This window comes from Amycolatopsis lurida (genome assembly GCF_900105055.1).
Classification (GTDB): Bacteria; Actinomycetota; Actinomycetes; order Mycobacteriales; family Pseudonocardiaceae; genus Amycolatopsis; species Amycolatopsis lurida.
The window spans coordinates 19179-43586 of record NZ_FNTA01000004.1 but is presented as its reverse complement, the minus strand read 5'-3'; the positions used below and the strand labels follow the sequence as shown (position 1 = coordinate 43586).

Annotated in this window: 30 protein-coding genes; 23 read left to right on the top strand and 7 right to left on the bottom strand. The window is 69.2% G+C overall.

The window, feature by feature from the left end:
* Nucleotides 1–15: 15 nt before the first annotated feature.
* Complete coding sequence (locus BLW75_RS05605; RefSeq protein ID WP_091599554.1) at nucleotides 16–1053, top strand: FecCD family ABC transporter permease; 1038 nt, start codon at nucleotides 16–18, stop codon at nucleotides 1051–1053.
* On the opposite strand, the gene BLW75_RS05600 is transcribed toward BLW75_RS05605, so the two are convergent.
* A complete protein-coding gene (locus tag BLW75_RS05600) occupies nucleotides 1034–1885 on the bottom strand; it encodes a DMT family transporter (protein WP_034306348.1) in 852 nt (283 codons plus the stop codon). The two genes, BLW75_RS05605 and BLW75_RS05600, sit on opposite strands and share 20 nt — an antisense overlap.
* Before the next feature lie 155 nt (nucleotides 1886–2040).
* On the opposite strand from BLW75_RS05600, the gene BLW75_RS05595 reads away from it, so the two are divergent.
* The 3 genes from BLW75_RS05595 (at nucleotide 2041) to BLW75_RS05585 (ending at nucleotide 4501) form a co-directional block, all read left to right on the top strand.
* Nucleotides 2041–2565 carry a DinB family protein gene (locus BLW75_RS05595; RefSeq protein ID WP_034306350.1) on the top strand — a complete coding sequence of 175 codons (525 nt, stop codon included), beginning with the start codon at nucleotides 2041–2043 and terminating at the stop codon, nucleotides 2563–2565.
* A gap of 17 nt (nucleotides 2566–2582) precedes the next feature.
* Nucleotides 2583–3293, top strand: coding sequence for an MBL fold metallo-hydrolase (locus BLW75_RS05590; RefSeq protein ID WP_034306353.1), 711 nt, complete (start codon nucleotides 2583–2585; stop codon nucleotides 3291–3293).
* 104 nt (nucleotides 3294–3397) lie between these two features.
* Complete coding sequence (locus BLW75_RS05585; protein ID WP_034306356.1) at nucleotides 3398–4501, top strand: LLM class flavin-dependent oxidoreductase; 1104 nt, start codon at nucleotides 3398–3400, stop codon at nucleotides 4499–4501.
* A 3-nt stretch (nucleotides 4502–4504) separates the two neighbouring features.
* On the opposite strand, the gene BLW75_RS05580 is transcribed toward BLW75_RS05585, so the two are convergent.
* Nucleotides 4505–5272, bottom strand: coding sequence for an IclR family transcriptional regulator (locus tag BLW75_RS05580; protein WP_034306359.1), 768 nt, complete (start codon nucleotides 5270–5272; stop codon nucleotides 4505–4507).
* 41 nt (nucleotides 5273–5313) lie between these two features.
* Between BLW75_RS05580 and BLW75_RS05575 the strand changes: the two genes are divergently transcribed.
* Both BLW75_RS05575 and dmpG read left to right on the top strand, forming a co-directional pair.
* Complete coding sequence (locus BLW75_RS05575) at nucleotides 5314–6216, top strand: acetaldehyde dehydrogenase (acetylating) (RefSeq protein ID WP_034306361.1); 903 nt, start codon at nucleotides 5314–5316, stop codon at nucleotides 6214–6216.
* Nucleotides 6213–7247, top strand: a complete 1035-nt coding sequence (dmpG, locus tag BLW75_RS05570; protein ID WP_034306365.1) for a 4-hydroxy-2-oxovalerate aldolase — start codon at nucleotides 6213–6215, stop codon at nucleotides 7245–7247. The genes BLW75_RS05575 and dmpG overlap by 4 nt, the downstream gene beginning before the upstream one ends.
* A gap of 85 nt (nucleotides 7248–7332) precedes the next feature.
* Here dmpG and BLW75_RS05565 read toward each other — a convergent pair whose 3' ends face one another.
* Entirely contained in the window at nucleotides 7333–7968 is a 636-nt protein-coding gene (locus BLW75_RS05565) for a TetR/AcrR family transcriptional regulator (RefSeq protein WP_091596922.1), read from the bottom strand.
* Nucleotides 7969–8058: 90 nt separating this feature from the next.
* Between BLW75_RS05565 and BLW75_RS05560 the strand changes: the two genes are divergently transcribed.
* From BLW75_RS05560 to BLW75_RS05505, 12 genes are all read left to right on the top strand, one after another.
* Nucleotides 8059–8979, top strand: coding sequence for an oxygenase MpaB family protein (locus BLW75_RS05560; RefSeq protein WP_034306368.1), 921 nt, complete (start codon nucleotides 8059–8061; stop codon nucleotides 8977–8979).
* A gap of 12 nt (nucleotides 8980–8991) precedes the next feature.
* Nucleotides 8992–10017, top strand: a complete 1026-nt coding sequence (locus tag BLW75_RS05555; protein WP_034306372.1) for an LLM class F420-dependent oxidoreductase — start codon at nucleotides 8992–8994, stop codon at nucleotides 10015–10017.
* 322 nt (nucleotides 10018–10339) lie between these two features.
* On the top strand, nucleotides 10340–12355 hold the full coding sequence (locus BLW75_RS05550) for a neutral/alkaline ceramidase (RefSeq protein WP_034306374.1): 2016 nt from the start codon (nucleotides 10340–10342) through the stop codon (nucleotides 12353–12355).
* Nucleotides 12356–12372: 17 nt separating this feature from the next.
* The gene (locus BLW75_RS05545) at nucleotides 12373–13332 is read left to right on the top strand and encodes a sphingomyelin phosphodiesterase (protein ID WP_034306377.1); all 960 of its coding nucleotides are present in this window, start codon (nucleotides 12373–12375) and stop codon (nucleotides 13330–13332) included.
* 34 nt (nucleotides 13333–13366) lie between these two features.
* Nucleotides 13367–14671 (top strand): MFS transporter, encoded by a 1305-nt coding sequence (locus tag BLW75_RS05540; protein ID WP_034306379.1) that lies wholly within the window; start codon nucleotides 13367–13369, stop codon nucleotides 14669–14671.
* Nucleotides 14668–16068, top strand: a complete 1401-nt coding sequence (locus BLW75_RS05535; protein ID WP_034306381.1) for a pyridoxal phosphate-dependent decarboxylase family protein — start codon at nucleotides 14668–14670, stop codon at nucleotides 16066–16068. Before BLW75_RS05540 ends, BLW75_RS05535 begins: the two co-directional genes overlap by 4 nt.
* A gap of 75 nt (nucleotides 16069–16143) precedes the next feature.
* Nucleotides 16144–16575 carry an SRPBCC domain-containing protein gene (locus tag BLW75_RS05530; protein WP_034306383.1) on the top strand — a complete coding sequence of 144 codons (432 nt, stop codon included), beginning with the start codon at nucleotides 16144–16146 and terminating at the stop codon, nucleotides 16573–16575.
* Complete coding sequence (locus BLW75_RS05525) at nucleotides 16565–16900, top strand: ArsR/SmtB family transcription factor (protein WP_034306386.1); 336 nt, start codon at nucleotides 16565–16567, stop codon at nucleotides 16898–16900. The genes BLW75_RS05530 and BLW75_RS05525 overlap by 11 nt, the downstream gene beginning before the upstream one ends.
* On the top strand, nucleotides 16897–17346 hold the full coding sequence (locus BLW75_RS05520) for an SRPBCC family protein (RefSeq protein ID WP_034306388.1): 450 nt from the start codon (nucleotides 16897–16899) through the stop codon (nucleotides 17344–17346). The genes BLW75_RS05525 and BLW75_RS05520 overlap by 4 nt, the downstream gene beginning before the upstream one ends.
* Nucleotides 17343–18035, top strand: coding sequence for a DUF899 domain-containing protein (locus BLW75_RS05515; protein WP_034306391.1), 693 nt, complete (start codon nucleotides 17343–17345; stop codon nucleotides 18033–18035). Before BLW75_RS05520 ends, BLW75_RS05515 begins: the two co-directional genes overlap by 4 nt.
* Nucleotides 18036–18056: 21 nt before the next feature.
* A complete protein-coding gene (locus BLW75_RS05510; protein ID WP_034306392.1) occupies nucleotides 18057–19472 on the top strand; it encodes a class I adenylate-forming enzyme family protein in 1416 nt (471 codons plus the stop codon).
* A gap of 93 nt (nucleotides 19473–19565) precedes the next feature.
* Nucleotides 19566–19862 carry a hypothetical protein gene (locus BLW75_RS05505; protein WP_034306395.1) on the top strand — a complete coding sequence of 99 codons (297 nt, stop codon included), beginning with the start codon at nucleotides 19566–19568 and terminating at the stop codon, nucleotides 19860–19862.
* A gap of 292 nt (nucleotides 19863–20154) precedes the next feature.
* On the opposite strand, the gene BLW75_RS05500 is transcribed toward BLW75_RS05505, so the two are convergent.
* The 4 genes from BLW75_RS05500 to mrf are packed head-to-tail and all read right to left on the bottom strand — an operon-like array spanning nucleotide 20155 to nucleotide 22890.
* The gene (locus BLW75_RS05500; protein WP_034306398.1) at nucleotides 20155–21228 is read right to left on the bottom strand and encodes a GTP-binding protein; all 1074 of its coding nucleotides are present in this window, start codon (nucleotides 21226–21228) and stop codon (nucleotides 20155–20157) included.
* Nucleotides 21225–21383: a 50S ribosomal protein L32 gene (gene rpmF / locus BLW75_RS05495; RefSeq protein WP_005149940.1), complete on the bottom strand. Its 159-nt coding sequence runs from the start codon at nucleotides 21381–21383 to the stop codon at nucleotides 21225–21227. Before rpmF ends, BLW75_RS05500 begins: the two co-directional genes overlap by 4 nt.
* Nucleotides 21383–21640, bottom strand: coding sequence for a type B 50S ribosomal protein L31 (locus tag BLW75_RS05490; protein ID WP_034306403.1), 258 nt, complete (start codon nucleotides 21638–21640; stop codon nucleotides 21383–21385). The genes rpmF and BLW75_RS05490 overlap by 1 nt, the downstream gene beginning before the upstream one ends.
* Complete coding sequence (gene mrf / locus BLW75_RS05485) at nucleotides 21637–22890, bottom strand: ribosome hibernation factor-recruiting GTPase MRF (RefSeq protein ID WP_034306406.1); 1254 nt, start codon at nucleotides 22888–22890, stop codon at nucleotides 21637–21639. Before mrf ends, BLW75_RS05490 begins: the two co-directional genes overlap by 4 nt.
* Before the next feature lie 84 nt (nucleotides 22891–22974).
* Between mrf and rpmB the strand changes: the two genes are divergently transcribed.
* From rpmB to BLW75_RS05460, 5 genes are all read left to right on the top strand, one after another.
* Complete coding sequence (gene rpmB / locus BLW75_RS05480; protein ID WP_005149951.1) at nucleotides 22975–23211, top strand: 50S ribosomal protein L28; 237 nt, start codon at nucleotides 22975–22977, stop codon at nucleotides 23209–23211.
* Nucleotides 23211–23378 carry a 50S ribosomal protein L33 gene (rpmG, locus tag BLW75_RS05475; protein ID WP_016334057.1) on the top strand — a complete coding sequence of 56 codons (168 nt, stop codon included), beginning with the start codon at nucleotides 23211–23213 and terminating at the stop codon, nucleotides 23376–23378. The genes rpmB and rpmG overlap by 1 nt, the downstream gene beginning before the upstream one ends.
* Nucleotides 23378–23683, top strand: coding sequence for a 30S ribosomal protein S14 (gene rpsN, locus BLW75_RS05470; RefSeq protein WP_034306410.1), 306 nt, complete (start codon nucleotides 23378–23380; stop codon nucleotides 23681–23683). The genes rpmG and rpsN overlap by 1 nt, the downstream gene beginning before the upstream one ends.
* On the top strand, nucleotides 23680–23928 hold the full coding sequence (gene rpsR / locus BLW75_RS05465) for a 30S ribosomal protein S18 (protein ID WP_034306413.1): 249 nt from the start codon (nucleotides 23680–23682) through the stop codon (nucleotides 23926–23928). Before rpsN ends, rpsR begins: the two co-directional genes overlap by 4 nt.
* A gap of 63 nt (nucleotides 23929–23991) precedes the next feature.
* Entirely contained in the window at nucleotides 23992–24399 is a 408-nt protein-coding gene (locus tag BLW75_RS05460; protein ID WP_034306415.1) for an ankyrin repeat domain-containing protein, read from the top strand.
* The last annotated feature ends 9 nt before the right edge of the window (nucleotides 24400–24408 follow it).

Here is a 24408-nt window from a genome sequence, read left to right as displayed (position 1 = left end):
AAGGAGCACCCACGGATGAGCACCCGCGTCCTGCGCACCCCGGGCGGCGGACTTTCCCTTCGTATCACCCCGCGGGCCGCGATCGTCGTCGCGTTGCTGGCCATAGCCGTGTTCTTCCTCGGCGCGGTGAGCATGACCACCGGCGACTACCCGTTGTCCGTCGGTGAGGTCATCCAGACGCTGTTCGGCTTCGGCGACCGGAGCACCGAGTTCATCGTGACCACCCTGCGGCTGCCCCGGCTGCTGACCGCGCTGCTGGTCGGCGGCGCGCTCGCGGTCAGTGGCGCGATCCTGCAGAGCCTGTCCGGGAATCCCTTGGGTAGCCCCGACTTCATCGGTTTCACCGAAGGCGCGGCCGCCGGGGCCCTGCTGACGATCATCGTGGTGCACGGCGGCATGCTCCAGGTTTCCTTGGGCGCGCTGGTCGGCGGTGTCGTGACCGCGGGCTTGATCGCGTTGCTCGCGCTGAAAGGCGGCGTGCACACGTTCCGGCTGGTCCTCGTCGGCATCGGGGTGAACGCGATGCTGCTCGCGTTCAATTCGTATCTGATCACCAGGGCCTCCTGGCAGGACGGCCTGGCGGCGCAGGCGTGGCTGGTCGGCGGGCTCAACGGCCGCGGCTGGGAGCACGTCGTCCCGGTCGCCATCGCCATCGCCGTCCTGCTGCCGCCCGCCCTCGTCTACGGCAGAAGGCTTTCCCTGCTGGAGATGGGGGACGACTCGGCCAAGGGGCTCGGCGTGCCGGTGCAGCGGAGCCGCGTCGTGCTCCTCGGGGTCAGCGTCGGGCTGTGTTCGATCGCGACGGCGGCCGCCGGCCCGATCGCGTTCCTGGCGCTCGCCGCGCCTCAGCTGGCCAAGCGGCTCACGCGGTCTTCAGGCCCAGGGCTCGCCGCGGCCGCGCTGATGGGCATGCTCCTGCTGGTCACCAGTGACCTGATCACCCAGCAATTCTTGACCGGTCTGCCCGTCGGCCTCGTGACCGGGGCGATCGGCGGGCTGTACCTGGCCTGGCTGCTGGTGTCGCGGCGCGGGGTCAGCCGAGCTGCGCGCTGACCGGCTCGATCGGCGCGGGCTCACCGAACCGGGCCAGCGCCAGCGCCGCCGAAACCGCGAGCACGAATCCGACCGCCGCCACGACCGCGAACCCCGGGCGCGTGGTGTCGCCCAGCACGAGCACCCCGATCAGGGAGGGGAACACGGTCTCGCCGATCACCATCATCGCGGTGGAGGTCGTGACGCTGCCGCGCTGCAACGCGGTGGCGTAGAACAACATCGCCAGCGCACCCGCCACACACAGCGTGTACGTGGCCGGGTCGGTCAGCAGATCCAGCGGGGCGAGGCTGGTGAGCGCGCGCCCGGAGAGGGCGACGACGCCGAAGCACAGGCCGGCGATCAAACCGAGCGCCGGTGTCCGGATCCGGCGCGACGCGCGCCCGGCGAACATCCCGGCCGTGCCGAGCACCACGACCGCGCCGATCAGCACGAGCCGGAAACCCAGCCCGGTCGACGCCGAGCCTTCGCTCTCCGCCGACATCCCGAGCAACGCGAGCCCGGCGCAGACGACCGCGACCGCCGTCCACTCGCGACGGCCGAGCCGGACTCCGAGCGTCCGCGCGGCCACCGCCGTCACGGCGAGGCTGCCCGCCAGCGCCGCCTGGACCACGAACAGTGGTAGTACGCGCAGCGCGGCGACCTGGGCGACGAACCCGACGACGTCGAGCGCGAGACCCGCGACGAACTTCCACTGCCGCAGCACCCGCACGAGCAGACGGGGATCGACGCGATCTTCCGCGCCCGAGGTCGCTTTCGCGGCGATCGCCTGCATCACCGAAGCGACGCCGTACGCACAGGCCGCGAAGAACGCGCACATCAAACCCCACCACATGAACGGTGAGCCTAGCCCTGCGGTGACCACCGGAGATCTCGCGTGATCGGGCACGTAACTCGCGTGATTGCAGGCGTAACTCACGAGTTACGCCTCCAATCACGCGAGTTACGCCTTCGATCACGCGAGTTCGCCGTATGTGTAGGGTGACCGACATGTCGAACACGGGTTCGAGTGCGGCCGAGCCGGTGGCACGCGCCTGGCCGGACGGGATCGCCGAGGACGAAGCCGGGATCCAGTGGGACTTCCTGCGTTTCCTCCGCGCGACGGCGGTGAACAAGGTCGCAGGGCTGACCAGGGAGCAGGCGGCCGCGACACCGCTGCCGCCTTCCCCGAGGATGAGCGCGCTGGGGCTGCTCAAACATCTGACCGCGGTGGAGCGCTGGTGGCTCTCGATCGAGGCGGGCGGCGCGGACCTGCCTTCGCTGTGGGAAGGCTCACCGGATCCGAGCTGGGACCTGACCGAGGACGACGACCCGCGTTCGGTCGTCGAGGCGTACCGCGCCGAGTGGGCCCTGTCGGAGTCGGCGCTGGCCGGGGTCTCGCCGGGCGATCGCGCGCGCAGGTCGGGGAAGTTCACCGTCCGCTGGGTGCTCGCGCACGTCGTCCAGGAGACCGCCCGGCACGTCGGGCATCTGGACATCCTGCGGGAGCTGGCCGACGGAACCACGGGGGAGTAGCGCCGTAAGGTGTCCGCATGGCTGACAGGCTGTACTTCCGGCAATTGCTCGCGGGCCGTGACTTCGCGGTGGGGGATCCCGTCGCGACGCAGATGGTCAACTTCGCCTATCTGATCGGCGACCGGGAGACGAACGAGGCCGTCATCGTCGACCCGGCGTACGCCGTCGGCGATCTGCTGGACCTGCTCGAAGCCGACGGCATGCGGCTGACCGGCGTCCTCGCCACGCACCACCACCCCGACCACGTCGGCGGCGAGATGATGGGCTTCTCGCTGCCGGGGATCGCGGAACTGCTCGAACGCGTCCAGGTACCGATCCACGTCAACGGCGCGGAGGCCGAGTGGGTCCGCCGGATCACCGGCGTCTCCGGAACCGATCTGCGGTCGCACGAACACGACGACGTCCTCGAGGTCGGCGCCGTGCCGATCCGGCTGCTGCACACGCCCGGGCACACTCCGGGCAGCCAGTGCTTCCTGGTCGACGGGAAGCTCGTCTCCGGCGACACGTTGTTCCTGGAAGGCTGTGGCCGGACCGATTTTCCCGGCGGTGACGCGGAGGCGATCTACCGGAGCCTGCAGTGGCTGGCCGGGCTGGACGGCGATCCGGTCGTCTACCCGGGCCACCAGTACTCGGCGGAGCCGTCGGCGAACCTGTCGCGGGTGAAGGACACGAACTTCGTGTTCCGGCCGAAGTCGCTGGACGAATGGCGGCTGATGTTCGGCGGCTGACCTCTCCGCATCGAGAGGACTAAATGTGTGGAAGGGCGTCCAGATCGCGGGACGCGAGGCCTGCGGATTGACCCGGCTCGCCCCGGGAGCCGAAGCTCGGTGCCGTGACGCTCAAGCTGCATTGGTTCCTGCCCACCACCGGTGACGGCCGGACGATCGTGGAGCACTTCCACGCCAGCCGCGCCGCCGGGGCGTCCGCCGCCCGCGAGCCGAGCCTCGACTATCTCGCGCAGGTCGCCCGCGCCGCCGAGGCCAACGGTTTCGAAGGCGTGCTGACCCCGACCGGCACCTGGTGCGAGGACGCCTGGCTGACGACGGCCGCCCTGATCCGCGAGACGAGAACCCTCAAATTCCTGGTCGCGTTCCGGCCAGGGACGATCTCGCCGACGCTGGCCGCGCAGATGGCAGGCACGTTCCAGCGGATCTCGCAGGGGCGTGTGCTGCTCAACGTCGTCACCGGCGGCGACGCGGTGGAGCAGCGCAGGTTCGGCGATTGGCACGACCACGATCAGCGTTACGCCCGCACCGGCGAGTTCCTCGAGATCGTGCGCGGAGTGTGGAGCGGCAAGCCGTTCGACTTCGACGGTGAGCACCTCAAGGTCGAGGGCGCGACCACGCGCGCGGCGCCGGATCCGGTTCCGCCGATCTATTTCGGTGGTTCGTCCGCGGCCGCGCTCCCGATCGCGGCAAGGCACGCCGACGTCTACCTCACGTGGGGCGAGCCGCCCGCGCAGGTCGCCGAGAAGATCACCAAGGTCCGTGAACTCGCGGAGGAGCAGGGACGGAAGCTCCGCTTCGGCATCCGGCTGCACACCCTGTCCCGGGACACGTCGGCGGAAGCCTGGGCGGAGGCGGGCAAATTGCTCGACGCGATCGACCCGGAGCGGATCGCCCACACCCAGAAACAGTTGTCCGCCAGCGAATCCGTCGGCCAGCAGCGGATGGCCGCGCTGCACGGCGGGAAGACCGACGGCGGCGTCCGCGGCTTGGAGGTGTACCCGAATCTCTGGGCCGGGATCGGTCTCGTGCGCGGTGGCGCGGGCACCGCCCTCGTCGGCAGTCACGGCGAAGTCGCCGATCTCATCGAGGAGTACCACGCGCACGGCATCGAGGAGTTCGTCCTCTCCGGATACCCGCATCTGGAGGAGGCGTACTGGTTCGGCGAGGGCGTGCGCCCGGAACTGATCCGGCGGGGGCTCGTCGCCTAGAACTCAGAGCGTGCGCGACAACGCCAGAGCGGCTGTCCGGACCGCGGGCGCGACCCGGTTGGTGTGCATGCGATTCGCCCAGCCGGAGATCGACAACGCCGCCACCGCGACACCTTGCGCGTCGAGCAGCGGGCTCGCCGCGCAGACGACGCCGACGCCGGATTCCTCCCGTTCGAACGCGATTCCCTCGCCGTGGATCTTGGCGAGTTGACGTCGCAGCAGTCCCGCGGCGGTGATCGTCCGCACGCTCACGCGGGGCAGACCGGCGTCGATCACTTGGGTCACCACGGATTCCGGCGAGAACGCGAGGATCGCCTTGCCGACGCCGGTGGCGTGTGCGGGGAACCGGCCGCCGATCCGGGACGGCAGCGACGGCGCGTCGGGTCCCCGGAGGATGTCGAGGTAGACGACCTCGGTGCCTTCCAGAACCGCCAGGTGCACGGTGTTCCTGGTCGCCTCGCGGAGATCGGCCAGATACGGCCGCGCCGCCTCGACGAGTCCCCGGCGCCGGACCGCCAGCTGGCCTATCTCGAACAGTTTCAGCCCGAGCCGCACCGCCGCGTCCTCGCGTTCGAGCAGGCCGGTCGCGACCAGATGCCCGGTGAGCCGGTGGACGGTCGATTTCGCCAGGCCGGTCCGCCGCGCCAGCTCGGAGACACCGAGCGCGTCGTCGCCGGGGCGGAAGGCCGAGAGCAGCGCGGAGATCCGGGCGGCGACGAGGCCGTCCGCTCCGGTTCGTTCCGGGTCGTCGTTCCGCCCAGCGGCACGCATGGGTTGAGTGTGCCCTATCCGAGCGGGGAGCGTCACCTGGCATGGCGCAACGGAAAGCGGTGGCCGCGATCGTCGGTCCCGGGAACATCGGCACCGACCTGCTCGCGAAGCTGAGGCGCAGCGAGCACGTCGAGGTGCGGTACATGGTCGGCGTGGACCCGGATTCGGACGGGCTGGCCAAGGCCGCGGCATTGGGACTGGAGACCTCCGCCGGCGGCGTCGACTGGCTGCTGTCGCGCGACGAGCTGCCGGATCTGGTCTTCGAAGCGACCTCGGCGAAGGCGCATCTGGCGAACGCGCCGCGGTACGCGAGCGCCGGGATCCGCGCGATCGACCTGACCCCGGCCGCGGTCGGCCCGTTCACCTGCCCCGCCGTGGGTCTGCCCGAACGGCTGGACGTGCCGAACGTCAACCTCATCACCTGCGGCGGCCAGGCCACGATCCCGATCGTGCACGCGGTGTCCCGGGTGACGCCGGTGCCCTACGCGGAGATCGTCGCGTCCGTCTCGTCGCGCTCGGCCGGCCCGGGAACCCGGGCGAACATCGACGAGTTCACCGCGACGACGGCGCGCGGGATCGAACTCGTCGGGGGAGCGAGCCGCGGCAAGGCGATCATCATCATCAATCCCGTCGAACCGCCGATGATCATGCGCGACACGGTGTTCTGCGCGATCGACCCGGACGCGGACTTCGACGCGGTGAGCGAATCCATCCACCGGATGGTCGAAACGGTCCAGGGTTACGTGCCGGGTTACACGCTCAAGGCGGACCCTCAATACGACCCACCGCGGCCAGGCTGGAGCGGGCAAGCACGGGTCGCGGTGTTCCTGGAGGTCGCCGGGAATGGGGACTTCCTGCCGAAATACGCCGGGAACCTCGACATCATGACGGCCGCGGCCGCCCGCGTCGGCGATCTGCTGGCCACGCAGGAGGTGGCGGCATGAGCTGGGACGACGTGAGCCGGGAGGTCCGGCTCGTCGACACGAGCCTGCGCGACGGCAGCCACGCGATGGCGCATCAGTTCACCGAGAAGAACGTGCGCGACACCGTCCGGGCGCTGGACGACGCCGGGGTCTCGTTGATCGAGGTCAGCCACGGCGACGGGCTCGGCGGCTCGACGTTCAACTACGGTTTTTCCCTTGTGGACGAACGAAAGCTGATCGAGGCGGCGGTCGACGAGGCGCGGCACGCGAAGATCGCGGTACTGCTGCTGCCCGGCCTCGGCACGGTCGGCGATCTGCGCGTGGCGGCCGACCTCGGCGCGGGCGCGGTCCGGATCGCGACCCACTGCACCGAGGCCGACGTCTCCGTCCAGCATTTCGGCGCGGCGAGGGAACTCGGGCTGGAGACCGTCGGTTTCCTGATGCTGTCCCATATGTCCACGCCCGAGGCGCTGGCGGAACAGGGCCGGATCATGGTCGACGCCGGCTGCCAATGCGTGTACGTCGTCGATTCCGCCGGGGCGTTGATCCTGGAGGACGCCGGTGAACGCGTCGCCGCGCTGGTGGCGGAATTCGGCGACGAGGCGCAGGTCGGCTACCACGGACACCAGAACCTGAGCTTCGGCGTCGCGAACTCGGTGCTCGCCTATCGGGCGGGCGCGCGGCAGATCGACGGTTCGCTCGTGGCGCTCGGCGCGGGCGCGGGCAACTCGCCGACCGAGGTCCTCGCGGCGACGTTCGAACGGCTCGGGATCCGCACCGGCGTCGACAAGGACGTGCTGATGGACGCGGCCGAGAACGTCGTGAAGCCCTACATCACCCGGCTGCCGGTGATGGATCGGTCGTCGATCGTGCAGGGCTTCGCCGGGGTGTACTCGAGTTTCCTCCTGCACGCCGAGCGCGCCGCCGAGCGGTACGACGTCCCGGCGCACGAAATCCTGTATCGCGTCGGCGCCGCGAAATACGTGGGCGGGCAGGAGGACATGATCATCGACATCGCCCTGCAGCTGGTCGCCGAACGCGGTCAGGGCTGAGCGCCTGAAGGTGAACCCGCGACCGCGATCGACGTCGGCAGGGCGCCCTGCCACGGCGATGGCGGGGCCTCCGGCCGGGGCGGGTTCACGCGTTGGACCGCTTTCGTGGAGGCAAGTCACCTCCGCCGACAGGTTCGCGGTCGGCGCCGAGTACGAGGCGGACGCAATGGTCGATCAGGCGCTCGCGGCTCACCTTGAGCGAGCCGTCGAGGTAGGCGATGAACACGTTGCTCAGCGCGCCGACCAGTCCGATCGAGGTCATCTGCCGTTCGGCCGCGTCACCATGGGACAACTGCCCGCTGACCAGCTCGGCGAACGAAGGGAGGAGCGCGATCCCGCGCGTGGTCAGCGCGGGATCGGTGATCGGCGCGAGCAGGAGCACGCGGCCCTTGCGCGGATCGTCGAGCATCAATTCGACGAAGGCGCGGACCGCGGCCTTCGCCCGTTCGGCGGGTTCGGCCGTGTCGCTGACCGCGTCGACCAGAGCCTGCCGCGCCTGCTCGCCGATGTGCTCGTAGACCGCGACGACGAGTTCCTCGCGGTCGGCGAAGCTCTCGTAGAAATACCGCTCCGTGAGCTTGGCGTGACGGCACACCGCGCGGACGCTCACCCCGGCGCTGCCCTGGATCCCGAGCAGGTCGAGGCCCGCGTCGACGAGTTGTCCCCGCCGCGCGGCCTTGCGGTCGTCCAGGGTCGTGCCTGCCCAGCTGCGGCCGGCCATGATCGGCTCCTCTTGTTGACTACGGCCGTTGTCAACCTTAACCTGACAACAGTTGTGGTCAATTTAACCAGCTCATTGAGGAGACCGGGGATGACACAGCCGCGGCCGCTGGGACCGGATTCGCTGACCTGGAAGTACTTCGGCGACTGGCGCGGATTGCTCATCGCGCTCTGGGCCGGATCCATGCAGAACATGCACCCCGAGCTGGGCGCGGGCGTCGAGGAACACTCGCGGTTCTTCGAGGAGCGCTGGCAGCGGTTGTTCCGCTCGCTGTACCCGATCGGGGGAGTGATCTACGACGGTCCGCGCGCCCGGCAGACCGCGCTGGAGGTGCGCGGCTACCACGATCGGATCAAAGGCATCGACAAGCACGGGCGGCGCTATCACGCGCTCAACCCGGACACGTTCTACTGGGCGCATTCGACGTTCTTCGTCAGCGCGATCCTCATTGCCGACAACTTCTGCGGCGGGATCGGCGAGGCCGAGAAGCGGAAGCTGTTCGACGAGCACGTCCAGTGGTACGAGATGTACGGCATGAGCATGCGCCCGGTGCCGGAATCGTGGGAGGACTTCCAGCTCTACTGGAAGCGCATGTGCGAGGACGTGCTGGAGGACAACAAGGCCACGCGCGACGTCCTCGAAATCCACGACATCGCCAAACCGCATTTCCTGCCCTGGCTGCCGGATTTCGCGTGGAACCTCGTCCGCGGGCACGTGGCGCGGAACTTCGTCTGGCTGACGGTCGGCCTGTACGACCCGCCGATCCGCGAGCGGCTCGGCTACACCTGGACCGACCGCGACGAGCGACGCCATCGCCGGGTGGGCAAGCTGATCAACGCGGCGTTCAAGCTGGTCCCGCGAGACCGCCGCTACCACCCGCGGGCCAGGGCGGGCTGGCGCCGCGAGCGTGGGGAACTGGCCCCCGACGCGCCGTTGGTCGAGACTCCCGCGAGGAACCTTCCGCCGCTTTCGGAGCGGGGCAAACCCGAGCACTACTCACCGAACGTCTGACTAGGAGCCTCGATGAAGCTGGGTTACCACCTCGGTTACTGGTCGTCCGGTCCGCCGGAGGGCGCGCTGGACGCGGTGCTGCGGGCCGAAGAACTCGGGTTCGATTCCGTGTGGACCGCCGAGGGCTACGGCTCGGACGCGTTCACGCCGCTCGCCTGGTGGGGCGCGTCGACCAGCCGGATCAAACTCGGCACCAACATCGTCCAGATGTCGGCGCGCACCCCGACCGCGACGGCCATGCACGCGCTGACCCTGGATCACCTGTCCGGTGGGCGGTTCGTGCTCGGGCTCGGCGCGTCCGGGCCGCAGGTGGTCGAAGGCTGGTACGGGCAGCCGTATCCGAAGCCGCTCGCCCGCACGCGCGAGTACGTCGACATCGTGCGGAAGGTCATCGCGCGCGAGGCGCCGGTGACCCACGACGGGCAGCATTTCCAGCTGCCGCTGCAGGGTGGAACGGGGCTCGGCAAACCGCTCAAGTCCACAGTGCACCCGTTCCGCAAGGAGGTCCCGATCTTCCTCGCCGCGGAGGGGCCGAAGAACGTCGCGCTGTCGGCGGAGATCTGCGACGGCTGGCTCCCGTTGTTCTTCTCGCCCAAGAGCGATGCCTTCTATCGGACTGCGCTGCAGGAGGGCTTCTCTCGTCCCGGGGCCCGGCACGGTTTCGACGATTTCGAGGTCGCCGCGTCCGTGCCCGTGCTCGTCCACGACGACGTCGAGGAGGCGGCGAGCTGGATCAAACCGTCGCTCGCGCTGTACATCGGCGGCATGGGCGCGAAATCGGTCAACTTCCACCACGACGTCTTCGCCCGGATGGGGTACGAGGACGTCGCCGACAAGGTGCAGGAGCTGTATCTGGCCGGACGCAAGGACGAGGCGACCGCCGCGATCCCGACGTCACTGGTCGAGGACACCTCGCTGATCGGACCTGCGGAAAAGATCCGCGACGAACTCGCGGCGTGGGACGAGACCGTGGTGACCACGCTGCTTTTGCGGGGCGATGCCGCGACGCTCACGAGGGTCGCGGAAACCCTCGCGTAGTCGCCCCGGTCTCGTGAGTGGCAAGGACGGTTAGAACCGTCCTTGCCACTCACGAGGAATCCGGTCGGAAGTGATGCCGCGAAAGCCGCGGTCGTGGCCGGGTCCCTCTCGCCGCCGGCGAAGGTCAGTGTCCTCGCCCCTTCTGCTGAAGGACGCTTTCCCTGCATCACATGCGGTGAAAGCGCCCTTCGCCGCATCAGACGCGGGGAAAGGCCCCTTCAGCCCCCGCACCTTTCGTGGGTTGCGGCAGTGAGGCCCATCACGTAGCGTCCCCGCCACGAACATGAAGTCGGTTCATGTTCGTGGCCGGGAGGTGCGACTCATGACGGTGAGCCGGAGGCGGGTTCTCGCGGGTGCGGCGGCGTTGCCCGTCGCGGCGGGCGTGCTCGGCGCCCAGCAGGCGCAAGCGGGTCCGGCACGGGGGTTCCGCGTCGGCGCCGGGCTCTCCGACGTCACCGGCCCGGCCGCCGAGAACGGCATGATGGGCTACTCGATGCCGCAGCAGCAGACCGCCGGCATCCACCTGCGCACCCGGGCGCGCGCCTTCGTGGTCGACGACGGCGCCAAGCGGATCGCCTTCGTCACCGCCGACCTCGGCGCGCTGTTCCAGTCCGTCCACCAGGGCGTGCTGCGCAAGCTCCAGGCCGCGTACGGCGACCTCTACACCGAGCAGAACGTCCTCCTCAACGCCACGCACACCCACTCCGCGTGCGGCGGGGATTCCCATTACGCCGCCTACGATCTGGCGATCCTGGGCTTCCAGCAGCAGGTGTACGACGCGCACGTCGACGGGATCTTCGAGGCGATCGCCCGGGCACACGCGAACCTCGCGCCCGGCTCCATCCGGCTCGGCCGCGCCGAACTGACCAAGGCCAGCGTCAACCGCTCACGCAAGGCCTTCGACCTGAACCCGCAGGCGGACAGGGACCACTTCCCGCAGGCCATCGACCCGGCCGTTACGGTCCTGCGCTTCAGCCAGAACGGCGTCGACGTCGGCGCGATCAGCTGGTTCGCCACGCACGGGACGTCGATGAGCAACGGCAACCACCTGATCAGCGGCGACAACAAGGGCTACGCCGCCTACGAGTGGGAGCACGACCACGCCGGCGTGCGGTACCTCGACGGGAACCCGCGGTTCGTCGCCGCCTTCCCGCAGACCAACACCGGCGACATGAGCCCGAACCTGAACCTCGAACCCGGCACCCCCGAAACCGAGTTCGAGAACACCCGCACCATCGGCGATCTCCAGTTCCGCGCGGCGAAGAGCGCCTTCGACGCCGCCGCGGAGGCTGTGACGGGCGGCGTGGACCACCGGATGTGCTACGTGGACATGTCCGACGTCGCCGTCGACGCGAAGTACACCCCGAACGGACGGCCGCAGCGCACCTGCACGGCCGCTATCGGGGTGTCGATGCTGGCGGGCAGCCGCGAGGACGGCCCCGGCCTGCCACTCCCCGAAGGCGTGAAGAACCCGTTCATCGACTGGCTCGGTGGCATCGACGCGCCGATCCCGCAGGCACTCGCGGACGCGCACGCGCCGAAGGTGATCGCGGTGCCGTTCGGCGCGATGAAGCCGTATCCGTGGACGCCGGAGGTCCTGCCGTTGCAGCTGGTCCGGATCGGGCAGCTGCATCTCGTGGCCGTGCCCGCCGAGCTGACCATCGTCGCCGGGCTGCGCCTGCGCCGGACCGTCGCCGCCGAACTCGGTGTCCCGCTGGAGAACGTGCTCGTCCAGGGGTACGCCAACGCGTACAGCCAGTACGTCACCACGCCCGAGGAGTACGACTCGCAGCAGTACGAAGGCGCGTCGACGCTGTACGGGCGGTACACGCTTCCGGCCTACCAGCAGGAGTTCGCCAAACTCGCGGCCGCGATGAAGGCGGGGACGGCGGTGCCGCACGGGCCGACGCCGCGGGACCTGCGCGGCAAGCTGATCAACTTCCAGCCCGGGGTCGTCTTCGACAGCCCGCCCGCGTTCAAGAACTTCGGTGACGTCCTTGTCGACGCGAAGAGCACCTACGCGCGCGGTGAGCAGGTCGCGGTCGAGTTCGTGACGGGACATCCGAAGAACGACCTGCGGCGCGGCGGTACCTTCCTGGAGATCCAGCGGCTGGTCGACGGCAAGTGGGTCCGGCACGCCGACGACGGCGACTGGGACACGAAGTACCACTGGGCACGGACGTTCGTCGCCGAATCGAAAGCCGTCGTCCACTGGAAGATCCCCGCGAACGCCCCGATCGGCAAATATCGCGTGATCCACTTCGGCAACTGGAAGAACGGCTGGAACGGGGCGATCTCCGCGTTCAGCGGGACTTCGCGGACGTTCGTCGTCTCCTGACACCGGAAGGGGCTTTCGTGCGGAAACTCGCCGTACTCGCCATCGCCGCCGCGATGTTCGCCGGAACCGCCGCGCCCGCCCAGGCGGCGGTCTCGGTGAAGGTCATGGCCTTCAACATCTGGCAGCTGCCCTGGATCGCCAGCCCGAACACTTCGGACAAACAGGCCAGGGCTCGCGCGGCGGAGGACGTCATCCGCGCGAACGACGCCGACGTCGTCGTCCTGGACGAGGCTTTCAGCGCCCAGGCGGAGGAACTGCGGACCCGGCTGAAGGACGTCTGGCCGTATCAGACCCCACTCGTCGGACAGCACTGTGGCACTTCGCCCGGCTGGACCACGGTGAACGGGAACTGCTCGAATTCCCCCGTCGTGGTCAATGGCGGGGTCACCGTGCTCAGCAAGGCACCGGTGACCGAGCAGCACCAGCTGGTCTTCCGCAATTCCTACTCCGGCACAGCGGACTACCTGTCCAACAAGGGTGCCGCGCTCGCCCGGCTGGTCGTCAACGGGAAGCCGGTGTGGATCGCGGGGACGCACATGCAGGCGGACGAGGGGCCGGAGACGCTGCCGAAGGCGCACGAGACCCGGATGGCGCAGCTCGGCGAGATCCGGGACCTGGTCACGAAATACGCCCCCGCGAGCGAGCCGGTCGTCATCGCGGGCGACCTGAACATCGAGTACTGGGCCGGGCAAACGCGCAAGGACTCCCTCGGCCGGACCCAGGTCCAGCAGGGCGAAGCCTTCCTCAGTGGCATCCTGCGCACGACGGGCGAAGGCGCGTACACCTTCGACGCGGCCACGAACCCGAACGCCGCGAAGTCCGTTCCGGCGACCTACCGTGACTCGCTGGACTACGTCGGAGCCGTGCACGCGGGCGGGCGTCCACGCGCCGCTGTCGGCCCGGTACAGCTCGTGCATTACGACGGTGGCACGATTCCCTCCGACCACTACCCGGTGGTGGCCAAGATCCAATACTGAGGCCTTCATCGGGAGAACCGCCTCGAGGAGGATCATGGCATCGCTGCCAGCACGGACGAGGTACCGCTACTCGCTCGGCTCGTTCGTCACCGGCGCCTTCGGCACGGTTCCCGGCCTGCTCCTCCTGAAGTACCTCACCGACACGATGGGCGTCGCGGCGGGCGTGGCCGGCCTGATCGTGTTCGTGCCCAAAGCGTGGGACGTGCTGTTCAACCCGATCGCGGGAAGGCTGTCGGACGCGGACATGGTCCGCACCGGCAGCCGCCGCCGATTCCTGCTCTACGGCGGAATCGGCGTTTCGATCCTCTTCGCGGCCCTGTTCGCGCATCCCGGCTTCGGCGGCCCGGTACCCGACGCGATCTACGTCGTCGTCGTGTTCCTGTTGTGCGCCACCGCGTACGCGTTCTTCCAGGTGCCGTTCAACGCACTGCCCGCCGAGCTGACGGACTCGGCCGAAGAGCGCACGAAGCTGACCAGCGTCCGGATCGGTTTCCTCGCGGTCGCCATCCTGGTCTCCGGCGGTGGCGCGCCCGCGATCACCGACCTCATCGGCGGTGTCGCCGGCTACCGGGTCATGGGTCTGTTCATCGCGGTGGTCATCCTGCTCGCGACGCTCGGCGTGTACTTCGGGCTCAAGGGCGCTCCCGTCGGCGCGCTGCGGCCGAACACGGTCAGCCCGCGCGAACTGCTCCGGACACTCGCGCAGTGGCGTCCGTTCCGCTGGCTGCTCGGCGTCTACTTCATCCAGGCGCTCGGCATCGGCACGGTGCTGGCCGCGATCCCGTTCTTCGCCGAGCGGATCCTCGGCAGCTCCGGCTACTCGACGGTCCTGTTCGTCGGATTCGTCGGTCCGGCGCTGCTGACCATGCCGCTGTGGCCGCGCCTCGGGGCGAGCGTCGGGAAGCTGGCCGGGTTCCGGATCGCCACCGCCGCGTTCGGCGTCGGCCTGCTGGGGCTTCTCGGCGCCGAGGTGTTCCCGTTCGCCGTCACGATGGTGTTCGTGGCCTTCTGCGGGGTCGGCTACGCGGGGATCTCGGTGTTTCCGCTGGCGATCCTGCCGGATCTGATCAGCGACGAGGAGGAGCGGACCGGCGAGACCAGGGCCGGGGTCGCGGCCGGCGTCTGGACGGCGTCGGAGACGCTGGGGCTCGCGCTCGGACCGGGTCTCTGGGGGCTGGTGCTGCAGTTCGGCGGCTATCAGTCCAGCCTCGACGCCAAGGTCGCGCAGCCGGACAGCGCGCTCACGGCGATCCTGCTCGGCGCGTCGATCCTCCCGGCCGTGCTGATCGTGCTGGGCATCCCGTTGCTGCGCAGGTCGGTGCTGGAGCGCCGCGCGTGACCGCCGAGGACGTCCTGAGGGAATTGCGGGAGCTGCGCGCCGGGGACTTGCCGACGCACGGAGGCCGGACGCTCGCATACGTCTACGACAGTGGTCTGTCCGAAGTGGACGAACTCGGCGCGGCGGCGCACAAGCTGGCGTCGTCGGCCAACGGGCTCGACCCGACGGCGTTCCCGAGTCTGCTTCGGATGGAGAACGACCTCGTCGGTACCGCCGCGCGTCTGCTGGGCGGTACGGCGGAGACGGTCGGTTCGGTGACCTCGGGCGGCACGGAGTCGTGCATGCTCGCCGTCCTGGCGGCCCGCGACGCGCGTCTCGACGTGGCCACGCCGAACATGGTGCTGCCCACGACCGCGCACGCGGCGTTCCACAAGGCGGCGCATTTCTTCGGTGTCCGCGTGGTTTCGGTGCCGGTCGATCCGGTGACCTTTCGCGCCGTCCCCGAAGCGATGGCCGCCGCGGTCGACGACAGCACGGTCCTCGTCGTCGCGAGCGCGCCGTCCTACGCCCACGGCGTCCTCGACCCGATCCCCGAGATCGCCGCGCTGCTGGACGGCGTCCGGTTCCACGTCGACGCCTGCATCGGCGGCTGGGTGCTGCCGTACTTGGGGCTCGGCCCGTTCGGCTTCGACGTCCCCGGCGTCACCAGCGTCTCGGTCGATCTGCACAAGTACGCCTACTGCCCGAAAGGCGTGTCGGTTCTCTTGCACGCCAACGCCGGCCTTCGCCGGCCGCAGTACTTCGCCAGCGCCGATTGGCCCGGCTACACGATGCTGAACACCACGCTGCAGAGCACGCGGTCCGGTGGCCCGCTCGCCGCGGCGTGGGCGGTCGTGCGCCACGTCGGCGACGAGGGTTACGCGAAGCTGGCTTCGGCGGCGCGGGACGCGGCCGTCGAGATCCGCGCCGGGATCGAGGCGCTGGACGGAGTGCGTGTCCTCGGTGATCCGGTGTCGACCCTGCTCGCGTTCACCGTGGCGGACGGCGCCGGGCTCGACCTGTTCACCGTCGCGGACGAGATGCGCGAGCGCGGCTGGTACGTCCAGCCGCAGTTCGCCCACGAGTCGTCGCCCGCGAACCTGCATCTGACCGTGACGGCCGCGAACCGGGGGAGCGAGGAGGAGTTCCTCGCCGATCTCGCCGCGTCGGTCGCGGCCGCCCGTGAAGCGGGGCCGGTCGTCATCGACCCACAGGTGGCCGAATTCGTCGCCGCCCTGGACCCGGCGACGTTGACGCCGGAGCAGTTCGCCGGGCTGCTGGCGGCCGCGGGACTCGGCGGCGCGGCCGGGCTGCCCATCCGGATGGCGGAGATCAACGCGTTGCTGGCCACGGCACCCGGGCCGTTGCGGGAGCGGCTGCTGCTGGAGTTCCTCGGCGCGCTGTACACGGCTTCCTGACTCGCCCTTGACGCAATCAGCCGGTTGCTATACAAAGTTATAGCAACCGATTGATTGCTACTTGAGGAGGCTGTCGTGGGATTCCCCGACCGGATCGAACGCACCGTCGAAATCGCCCACCCGCCCGCGAAGGTCTGGGCCGCGCTGACCACGGCCGAAGGCCTGGGCACCTGGTTCGGTAACCAGGCGAATATCGACCTGCGGCCTGGAGGTACGGCCGAGATGAAATGGGACGAGGGGCACAAGGCGAACATGCGCGTCGAGCGCGTCGAAGAGCCGGAGATCTTCGGCTTCACCTGGAACATCTACGGTCTGCCCGACGAGGACCCCCGTCGCACCTACGTCGAATTCACCCTGGTGCCGAACGACGGAGGTACGCGGCTCACCGTCGTCGAGTCCGGCTTCTCCCAGCTGCCGGACGAGGCACACCAGGTCGCGTTCGAAGGAAACACGAAGGGGTGGGCGGCCGAGCTGGGCGAACTGATCGAATACCTCGATGCCGCCTGACAACGAAACGATCGCCGAACAGGTCTTCGTCGCCTTGGCCGACCCGAGCAGGCGGAGCATTCTCGCCGTCCTCGCCTCGGGCGGCCCGGCCACGGCGACCGACCTGGCCGACCGGCTGCCGATCACGCGGCAGGCCATCGCCAAGCACCTCGCGCTGCTCACCGACGCGGGGCTGGTGATCCCGGAGCAGGGGGAGCGGCGCCGCGTCCGCTACCGGCTGCACTCGGCCCCGATGCAGGTCGCCCAGCAATTCCTCGCCGCGCTCGCCCGGGATTGGGACGGGCCGCTCGCGGCTCTGAAAGACCATCTGGAGGGTTCATCATGAGCTTCACGACGAGTTTCACCGTGGATCAGACGCCGCAGCAGGTCTTCGACGCCTTCACCGACGTCCGCCGGTGGTGGTCGGAAGAGATCGAGTTCACCGGGGACGAGTTCGAGTACCACTACGAAGAGGTGCACCGCTGCCGGATCCGGATCACCGAATCCGTGCCCGGCCGCAAGGTCTCCTGGCTGGTGCTGGAAAACCACTTCGACTTCACCCGCGACGAGACCGAATGGGTCGGCACCACGATCACGTTCGAGATCACCGAGAAGGACGGCAAGACCGAAGCGCGCTTCACCCATCACGGGCTGGTCCCGGAGTACGAATGCTTCGACGTCTGTCACAAGGCGTGGAGCTTTTACGTCGGCACCAGTCTGCGCGATTTGATCACCACCGGCGAAGGACAGCCGAACCGGCGAAGCGTCCTGCCCGCGGAGCTGGCGCGATGAACACGGTGACCGCGGCCGAATGGGAAGAAGCGCGCCTTCGGTTGCTGGTGAAGGAAAAGGAGCTGACCCGAGCCCGCGACGCGCTCGCCGCCGAGCGGCGCCGGATGCCGTGGCTCGCCGTCGAGAAGCCGTACGAGTTCGAGGGGCCGTCCGGCCGGGTGAACCTGCTCGACCTGTTCGAGGGACGCCGTCAGCTGATCGTCTACCGGGCCTTCTTCGACCCCGGCGTGGAAGGTTTCCCCGACCACGCCTGCAAAGGCTGCTCACTGGTGGCCGACCAGGTCGCGCACGTCGCGCATCTGAACGCCCGTGACACCACCCTGGCCTTCGTGTCCCGGGGCGGGCAATCGGACATCGCGCGGATGAAGGCGCGGATGGGCTGGACGATGCCGTGGTACACGATCGCCGGCGACTTCGACGTCGACTTCGGCGTGGACGAGTGGCACGGCACGAACGCCTTCATCCGCGAGGGTGACCAGGTGTTCCGGACCTATTTCGTCAACGATCGCGGCGACGAGGCGATGGGGAGCACGTGGAGCTACCTCGACATCACCGCGCTGGGGCGGCAGGAGGAGTGGGAGGACTCGCCGGAGGGCTATCCGCAGACACCGCCGTACGAGTGGTGGGACTGGCACGACGCCTACGAGGGTGCCCCTTCGTCCGGCGGCGGGTGCTGCTCGGGATCGTGACCCTGGGCTAGGGTCCGGCCGGTGGAGAGTCTGTTCTTGACCCGGGTGCTGGACGCGCTGCGCTCCGGAGGCGACCAGGTGCTGTTCGTCCAGGACGGCGTGAAGACCACCTACGCGCAGGCGTTCGACCTGGTGCGCCGGTTGTACGCGGGACTGCCGGAGGGCGGGGTGGTCGCCATCGACGCCGGCAACCGGCCGGAGACCGTCCTCCTGCAGATCGCCGCACAGCTGCGGGGTTCGACGGTGCTGCTCATCGCCGCGTCGGCGAGTTCGCCGGATCGCGTCGCCGCGGTCGAGGCGGCCGGGGTCACGACCCTGGTGACCGAGCGGCCGTCGGACTGGCCCGCCGTCGCGGCGCGCGTGATCACGCTCGACGAACTGACGGTCCGCGACGGGACCGACCCGGCCGGGCTGCCGGAGTCGGTCACCGTCATCTTCCCCACCGGCGGTACCACCGGGACGCCGAAACTCATCCGGCACAGCGGGATCTACGACGGGATGGCGCATATCTTCGCGCCGGATCCGGCGGGCCCGGGCCGCACGCTGCTGATCGCGCCGATGACGCATATGACCGGCAACGCCACCGTGCTGGGAGCGATCCTGCGGCGGGAGAGTGTCGTGCTGCTGCGGGGTTTCGACGCGGGCACCGTGCTGGACGCGATCGCGGAACACCGGATCACCGCGTTGTCCCTCACGCCCGCGCGCCTGGCCGAAGTGCTCGACCATCCGGCCATGACGTCGACCGACGTCAGCTGCGTGCGGCAGCTTTCGCTGGGTGCCGCTCCGCTACCGCCGAGGCGGCTGGCTCAGGCGCTCGAGGTGTTCGGGCCCGTGGTCGGGCAGGGCTACGGGCTCACCGAGGCGCCGATGATCGCGAGCATCTCCGCGGCGGAACTCGACGGCAGGCCGGAGCGGCTCGAGTCCGTGGGCCGGATCGTGCCGGGTATGGAGGCCAGGATCGACGACGGGGAGGTCCTGGTGCGCGGACTGTCCATGATGGTCGGGTACCACGGGTCGGCGCCGATCGGGGACGGCTGGCTGCGGACCGGTGATCTCGGGCGGTTCGACCACGAGGGGTACCTCTACCTGCTGGACCGGGCGAACGACGTCATCATCACCGGCGAGCACGGCACCAAGGTGTGCTCGACCGTGGTCGAGAACGCGCTCGCGCGGCATCCGCTGATCCGTTCCGCGGCCGTGTTCGGTGTGCCGGGGGAGGATGGCGAGGGCGAGCGGGTCCACGCCGTGGTGGTCGCCTCGGGGGCACTGTCGGCCGAAGAAGTCCGGGCACATGCCAGGGAGTTCTTCGGGCGTGAGCATTTCGTACCGTCCGATGTGGACTTCGCCGAGGCGCTGCCGCTGACGGCGATCGGCAAGGTGGACAAGCGGGCGCTCCGGGAGCCGTTCTGGGCCGGGCACGACCGCCGCATCGCCTGACCGGCCACCCGGTCGGGTGAGAGCGCTGCTGGACCGGTATCCCGGTGCTACGGTCCGCCTGATCAGGCATTTCCGCTCAGGAAGGACCCGGTCATGACCGCCGCGCACACCGAACACGCCGGCCATACGCACGCTCACGGCGAAGGATGCGGCCATGTCGCCGTACCCCACGGAGACCACGTCGACTACGTGCACGACGGGCACCTGCACCGTGCTCACGACGGGCATTTCGACGAGTGTGAAACGAGCGGCCACGTCCCGCACCAGGGTCACGACCACGCGCACGGCGAGGGCTGCGGTCATGTCGCGGTGCCGCACGGAGACCACGTCGACTACCTGCACGACGGCCACCGCCACGCCGCGCACGGGGACCACTACGACGACCACTGACCCTCGTCCTCGTGAGTGGTAAGGACGGTTCTAACCGTCCTTACCACTCACGAGACTTGACCCACCAGGCCACCGCCGCCCTTGCACGTCCCTGAAGTACGTGAAGGCCCCCTTCATTGCGTCTAGCGCAGTGAAGGGGGCCTTCACGTAGTTGGGAAGGTGTGAAGGTCGAGTTTCCTCGGCTCAGCCGAGGGAAGGAGGCCTTCACGGACTCTCGACCAACGGCAACGCCCAGTAGGTACCTAAGACACCCTCGGCTCTAACCGTCCTTACCACCCACGAGGAGTACTGCTCAGTGGACGTGCACCGCTTCCCACTGCGGGAACGGATCCGCTCCGGCCGGACCGGCGGCGAGGCAGGACCGCAGCGAGTCCAGCAGAGCATCCTTCTCCAGCCCCACGCCGATGAACACGAGCTCCTGCCGCGGCGCCTCCTCGACACCCTGCGGCTCGAACCGGGCGACCGAACCCGCCTGAGACCACAGCCCGGTCACCCCGGGCCGCGACGCCAGCGAGAAGAACCCCTTCGACCGCAGGACCGTCCCGAACTCCCCGGTATCGAGCCGCCCGATGAAGTTCCACAGCCGCTCGGCGTCGAAAGCGAGCGAGGCACGGAATACCACGCTGGAGATCCCGTACTCCTCCGTCTCCGGAACATGATCGCCGTTGAGCTCCGCCACCCAGCCGGGTGCCTCCTGCGCCCGCTCGACGTCGTAGCGCCCGGTGCCGAGCACCCGGTCGAGCGGGACCCGGCCGTGCGTCGAGACGACGACGTCGGCGGCCGGATTGAGCCGCCGCAGCACCGCCGTCAGCCGTTCGAGGGAGACGGCCGGGACCAGGTCCGCCTTGTTGAGCAAGAGGACGTCCGCGAACTCGATCTGGTCCATCAGCAGGTCGCTGACCGTCCGCTCGTCCCCGTCGTACTGGTCGAGCCCGCGTTCGGTCAGCGCGTCCCCGGCCGCCAGTTCCCGCTCGAAGTTCACCGCGTCGACCACGGTCACCATGGTGTCGAGCCGTGCGGCGTCCAGGAACGAGAACGTCGCCGCCACGGGCATCGGTTCGGAGATCCCGCTCGATTCGATGAGCAGGTAGTCGAACCGGCCGTCCTCGCACAGCCGCGAGACCTCTTCCAGCAAATCGTCGCGCAAGGTGCAGCAGATACAGCCGTTGGTCATCTCGACGAGCCGTTCCTCGGTGCGGGACAGGCTGTTCCCGTCCCGCACCAGCGCGGCGTCGATGTTGACCTCGCTCATGTCGTTCACGATCACCGCCACGCGCAGCCCGTCGCGGTTGGCGAGGACGTGGTTGAGCACGGTCGTCTTACCCGCCCCGAGGAAACCGGACAGCACCGTGACGGGCGTCGTCATTCCCCACCCTGGTGAAAATGCTTCATCAGCTTGCGTGGCACGAGTTTCGTCTCGCCGTTCACCTTGATCGGCACCAGATCCGGTACGGCCGCCTTCCACTGCGAACGCCGGGACCGGGTGTTGCTGCGCGACATCTTCCGCTTCGGGACGGCCATTACTTCGACCCTCCGCGGCGTCCGTAGCGGCGGTGGAACTTCTCGACCTGGCCCGCGCTGTCCATGATCCGCTGGTTGCCGGTCCAGAACGGGTGCGACCACGAGCTGATCTCGACGTTCACCAGCGGATAGGTGTTGCCGTCGCTCCATTCGATGGTCTGCTCCGAGGTGGCGGTGGAGCGTGTCAGGAAGGCGTCCCCAGTGGAGAGGTCCTTGAACACCACCGGGTGGTAGTCGGGGTGGATTCCCGGTTTCACTGCGTTTCGTCCTTTCGGTTCGACGCGTTCACGTCGTGCTTCTCAGGGTCGGTTTCCGTGTCCTCACACGGTTCTTCGTGCCACTCGCCGAACGGATCCGGGTATCGGAGCCATTCCTGCTCGCCGGCGGCGAGTTCCTCCTCGGTCAGCAGCGCCCCGTTCAGTGCGGCTTCGATCTCGTCCGGCGTGGCCTGATCCGTGACGACGACCAGTTCCTGCGCGCGGTCGCCGAACAGCGGGTCCCAGCGCAGGGAGGCGAGGGTGCGGCGTTCGGGGGAGACGTCGGCCCAGTCCGGACCGTCCGGGGCGGCGAGCCACGGCCCGGCATGCCCGACGCCGAGACCGCCGCCCGCGGACTCGATCCACAGCGCCATGTCGGGCTGGCTCGCCACCCAGAGCCGTCCCCTCGTGCGGACGACGCCGTCGAGCAGGACGTCGATCGCGTCGTGGAGGCGCTCCGGGTGGAACGGGCGTTGCGAGGTGAAGGTGAGCAGCCCGATGCCGCAGTCGGTGTGCAACGGCGGCTGGCCGCGCAGCAGCGGCCCGTGCATGTCGGTGACCTCGCCACGCCGGGCGTCGGACGGGACGGCGTCGAGCACGGTCTCTCCGTCCACAGTGGACAGCTCGACGCGCGGGATCGACGGTGCGACCCGGTCGAGCACGGCCGAAGCCTTCGCCGCGGACCAGGCGTCGGTCGCCGCGCCGGCGAGGACGAGCAGGTCGGCGAACTCGACCTGGGACAGCGCGACCTGGGCGACGGTGCGTTCGTCCTCGGGGCTGGCCCGCAGGTTCCGCTCGGCCAGGGTGTCGTCACCGGTGCTGTCGCCCAGCCAGCCCGCGCAGTCGACGACCGTCAGCACGGCCCGCAGGTCGACGTCCTCGATCACCGGCCGCTCGCCGACGAGGACGTTGTGCAACGCCCAGCTCACCGGCTCAGGCTCCATCGCCTCGTCGAGCCGCACCACGATGCGCCGCACCTGCGGCATCTGCGAGAGCTTGCGCAGCAGCGGCAGCAGGTCCTCTCGCAGTGTGCACGAGACGCAGCCGTGCGCCAATTCCAGGACGGTCAGCTGGTCGCGGTCGCCGAGCCGGATCCGCCGCCTGACCACTCCGGAGTGGATCTGCCTCAGGTCGTGGTGCACGACGGCGGTACCCGCCTCGGCGAGGCGCAGCCGCTCGGCGAGGTCGGCGTTCGGTCCCGGTGCGAGGCCACTGATCAGGACGAGGGGCACGCGGGGGTTGTCGGTCACTGAAGCTCCGGGGCGTCGAGGGCGTTCTGGTTCGGCTGTGTAGAGTAAATGAAAATGACAACCGATATCAACTCGGGAGGGTATATGTCCGCCGTGTGCCAGGTCACGGGCCGCAAACCGGGCTACGGGAAGCAGGTGTCGCATTCGCATCGGCGCACGTCCCGGCGCTGGGAGCCGAACCTGCAGGCCAAGCGGTACTTCGTGCCGAGCGAAGGACGCTGGGTACGGCTGCGGGTCTCGGTGAAGGGCATGAAGACCATCGACAAACGGGGGATCGAGGCCGTCGTGGCCGAGCTTCGCGCGAAAGGGGTGAAGCTCTGATGGCCAAGAGCACCGACATCCGGCCGATCATCAAGCTCCGCTCGACCGCCGGCACCGGCTATACGTACGTCACCAAGAAGAACCGGCGGAACGACCCGGACCGGATGGTGCTGCGCAAGTACGACCCGATCGCGCGCAAGCACGTCGAGTTCAAGGAGGAGCGCTGATGGCCAAGAAGTCGAAGATCGCCAAGAACGAGCAGCGCAAGGTCATCGCCGCCCGCTACGTCGAACGACGGCGTGAGCTGAAGGCCACCATCGCGTCGCCCTCCGCGTCGCCCGAGGAGAAGGCCGCGGCCGTGTCGGCCCTGCAGGCGATGCCGCGCGACGCCAGCGCGACCCGGATCCGCAACCGCGACACCGCCGACGGCCGCCCGCGTGGCTATCTGCGGAAGTTCGGGCTTTCGCGGGTCCGGATGCGGCAGATGGCGCACAACGGCGAACTGCCCGGCGTCACGAAGTCGAGCTGGTGAGCGCGATGGGCAAGGCGAACCGCGACCGTCCCTTCAAGCGCAAGACGAACATCTTGCACGCCAACAAGATCACCGAGGTCGACTGGAAGGACGCCGACCTGCTGCGGAAGTTCATCTCCGACCGCGGCAAGATCCGCGCCCGCCGGGTCACCGGGCTGACGCCCCAGCAGCAGAAGCAGGTCGCCACGGCGATCAAGAACGCCCGCGAGATGGCGTTGCTGCCCTACCCCAACGCGGGGCGCTGACGCCGCGGGTCCGGGCGGTGCGAGACGCCGCCCGGACCCGCGGCCTGTGGAAGAATCGCTCCCATGACGGAGAACCCCGGACAGGCCGAGGAATTCGATCCCGAACTGCTGGAGTTGTGGGCCAAGGTGTTCGGGTTCGCCCGCTCGGGGGCGACGGCCGAGATCGCCGCGTACGTCGACGCCGGCATTTCGGCGAACCTGACCAACGACCGGGGCGACACGCTGGTCATGCTCGCCGCCTACCACGGTCACGCCGAGACCGTCGCCGCGCTGATCGAACGCGGCGCCGACCCGAACCGCGAGAACGATCGGGGACAGAGCCCGCTGGCCGGCGCGGTGTTCAAGAACGAGCCCGAGGTCGTGAAAGCGCTACTGAAGGGCGGCGCGGACGCGACGGCGGGGGAGCCGTCGGCGCTCGACGCGGCCAGGATGTTCGGCAACACCGAGCTGCTGGCGCTGCTGGAGAGCTGAGGCGGTTCT

Bases quoted from the DNA above. Each gene is read 5' to 3' on its own strand.
- rpmB (WP_005149951.1), top strand. From the start codon at position 22,975: ATGTCCGCCGTGTGCCAGGTCACGGGCCGCAAACCGGGCTACGGGAAG.
- BLW75_RS05600 (WP_034306348.1), bottom strand. From the start codon at position 1,885: ATGTGGTGGGGTTTGATGTGCGCGTTCTTCGCGGCCTGTGCGTACGGC.
- BLW75_RS05550 (WP_034306374.1), top strand. From the start codon at position 10,340: ATGACGGTGAGCCGGAGGCGGGTTCTCGCGGGTGCGGCGGCGTTGCCC.
- BLW75_RS05590 (WP_034306353.1), top strand. From the start codon at position 2,583: ATGGCTGACAGGCTGTACTTCCGGCAATTGCTCGCGGGCCGTGACTTC.
- BLW75_RS05460 (WP_034306415.1), top strand. From the start codon at position 23,992: ATGACGGAGAACCCCGGACAGGCCGAGGAATTCGATCCCGAACTGCTG.
- BLW75_RS05505 (WP_034306395.1), top strand. From the start codon at position 19,566: ATGACCGCCGCGCACACCGAACACGCCGGCCATACGCACGCTCACGGC.
- BLW75_RS05555 (WP_034306372.1), top strand. From the start codon at position 8,992: ATGAAGCTGGGTTACCACCTCGGTTACTGGTCGTCCGGTCCGCCGGAG.
- BLW75_RS05525 (WP_034306386.1), top strand. From the start codon at position 16,565: ATGCCGCCTGACAACGAAACGATCGCCGAACAGGTCTTCGTCGCCTTG.
- rpmG (WP_016334057.1), top strand. From the start codon at position 23,211: ATGGCCAAGAGCACCGACATCCGGCCGATCATCAAGCTCCGCTCGACC.
- BLW75_RS05520 (WP_034306388.1), top strand. From the start codon at position 16,897: ATGAGCTTCACGACGAGTTTCACCGTGGATCAGACGCCGCAGCAGGTC.
- BLW75_RS05575 (WP_034306361.1), top strand. From the start codon at position 5,314: ATGGCGCAACGGAAAGCGGTGGCCGCGATCGTCGGTCCCGGGAACATC.
- BLW75_RS05595 (WP_034306350.1), top strand. From the start codon at position 2,041: ATGTCGAACACGGGTTCGAGTGCGGCCGAGCCGGTGGCACGCGCCTGG.
- BLW75_RS05580 (WP_034306359.1), bottom strand. From the start codon at position 5,272: ATGCGTGCCGCTGGGCGGAACGACGACCCGGAACGAACCGGAGCGGAC.
- rpsN (WP_034306410.1), top strand. From the start codon at position 23,378: ATGGCCAAGAAGTCGAAGATCGCCAAGAACGAGCAGCGCAAGGTCATC.
- BLW75_RS05565 (WP_091596922.1), bottom strand. From the start codon at position 7,968: ATGGCCGGCCGCAGCTGGGCAGGCACGACCCTGGACGACCGCAAGGCC.
- BLW75_RS05515 (WP_034306391.1), top strand. From the start codon at position 17,343: ATGAACACGGTGACCGCGGCCGAATGGGAAGAAGCGCGCCTTCGGTTG.
- BLW75_RS05605 (WP_091599554.1), top strand. From the start codon at position 16: ATGAGCACCCGCGTCCTGCGCACCCCGGGCGGCGGACTTTCCCTTCGT.
- BLW75_RS05540 (WP_034306379.1), top strand. From the start codon at position 13,367: ATGGCATCGCTGCCAGCACGGACGAGGTACCGCTACTCGCTCGGCTCG.
- dmpG (WP_034306365.1), top strand. From the start codon at position 6,213: ATGAGCTGGGACGACGTGAGCCGGGAGGTCCGGCTCGTCGACACGAGC.
- BLW75_RS05500 (WP_034306398.1), bottom strand. From the start codon at position 21,228: ATGACGACGCCCGTCACGGTGCTGTCCGGTTTCCTCGGGGCGGGTAAG.
- BLW75_RS05560 (WP_034306368.1), top strand. From the start codon at position 8,059: ATGACACAGCCGCGGCCGCTGGGACCGGATTCGCTGACCTGGAAGTAC.
- rpmF (WP_005149940.1), bottom strand. From the start codon at position 21,383: ATGGCCGTCCCGAAGCGGAAGATGTCGCGCAGCAACACCCGGTCCCGG.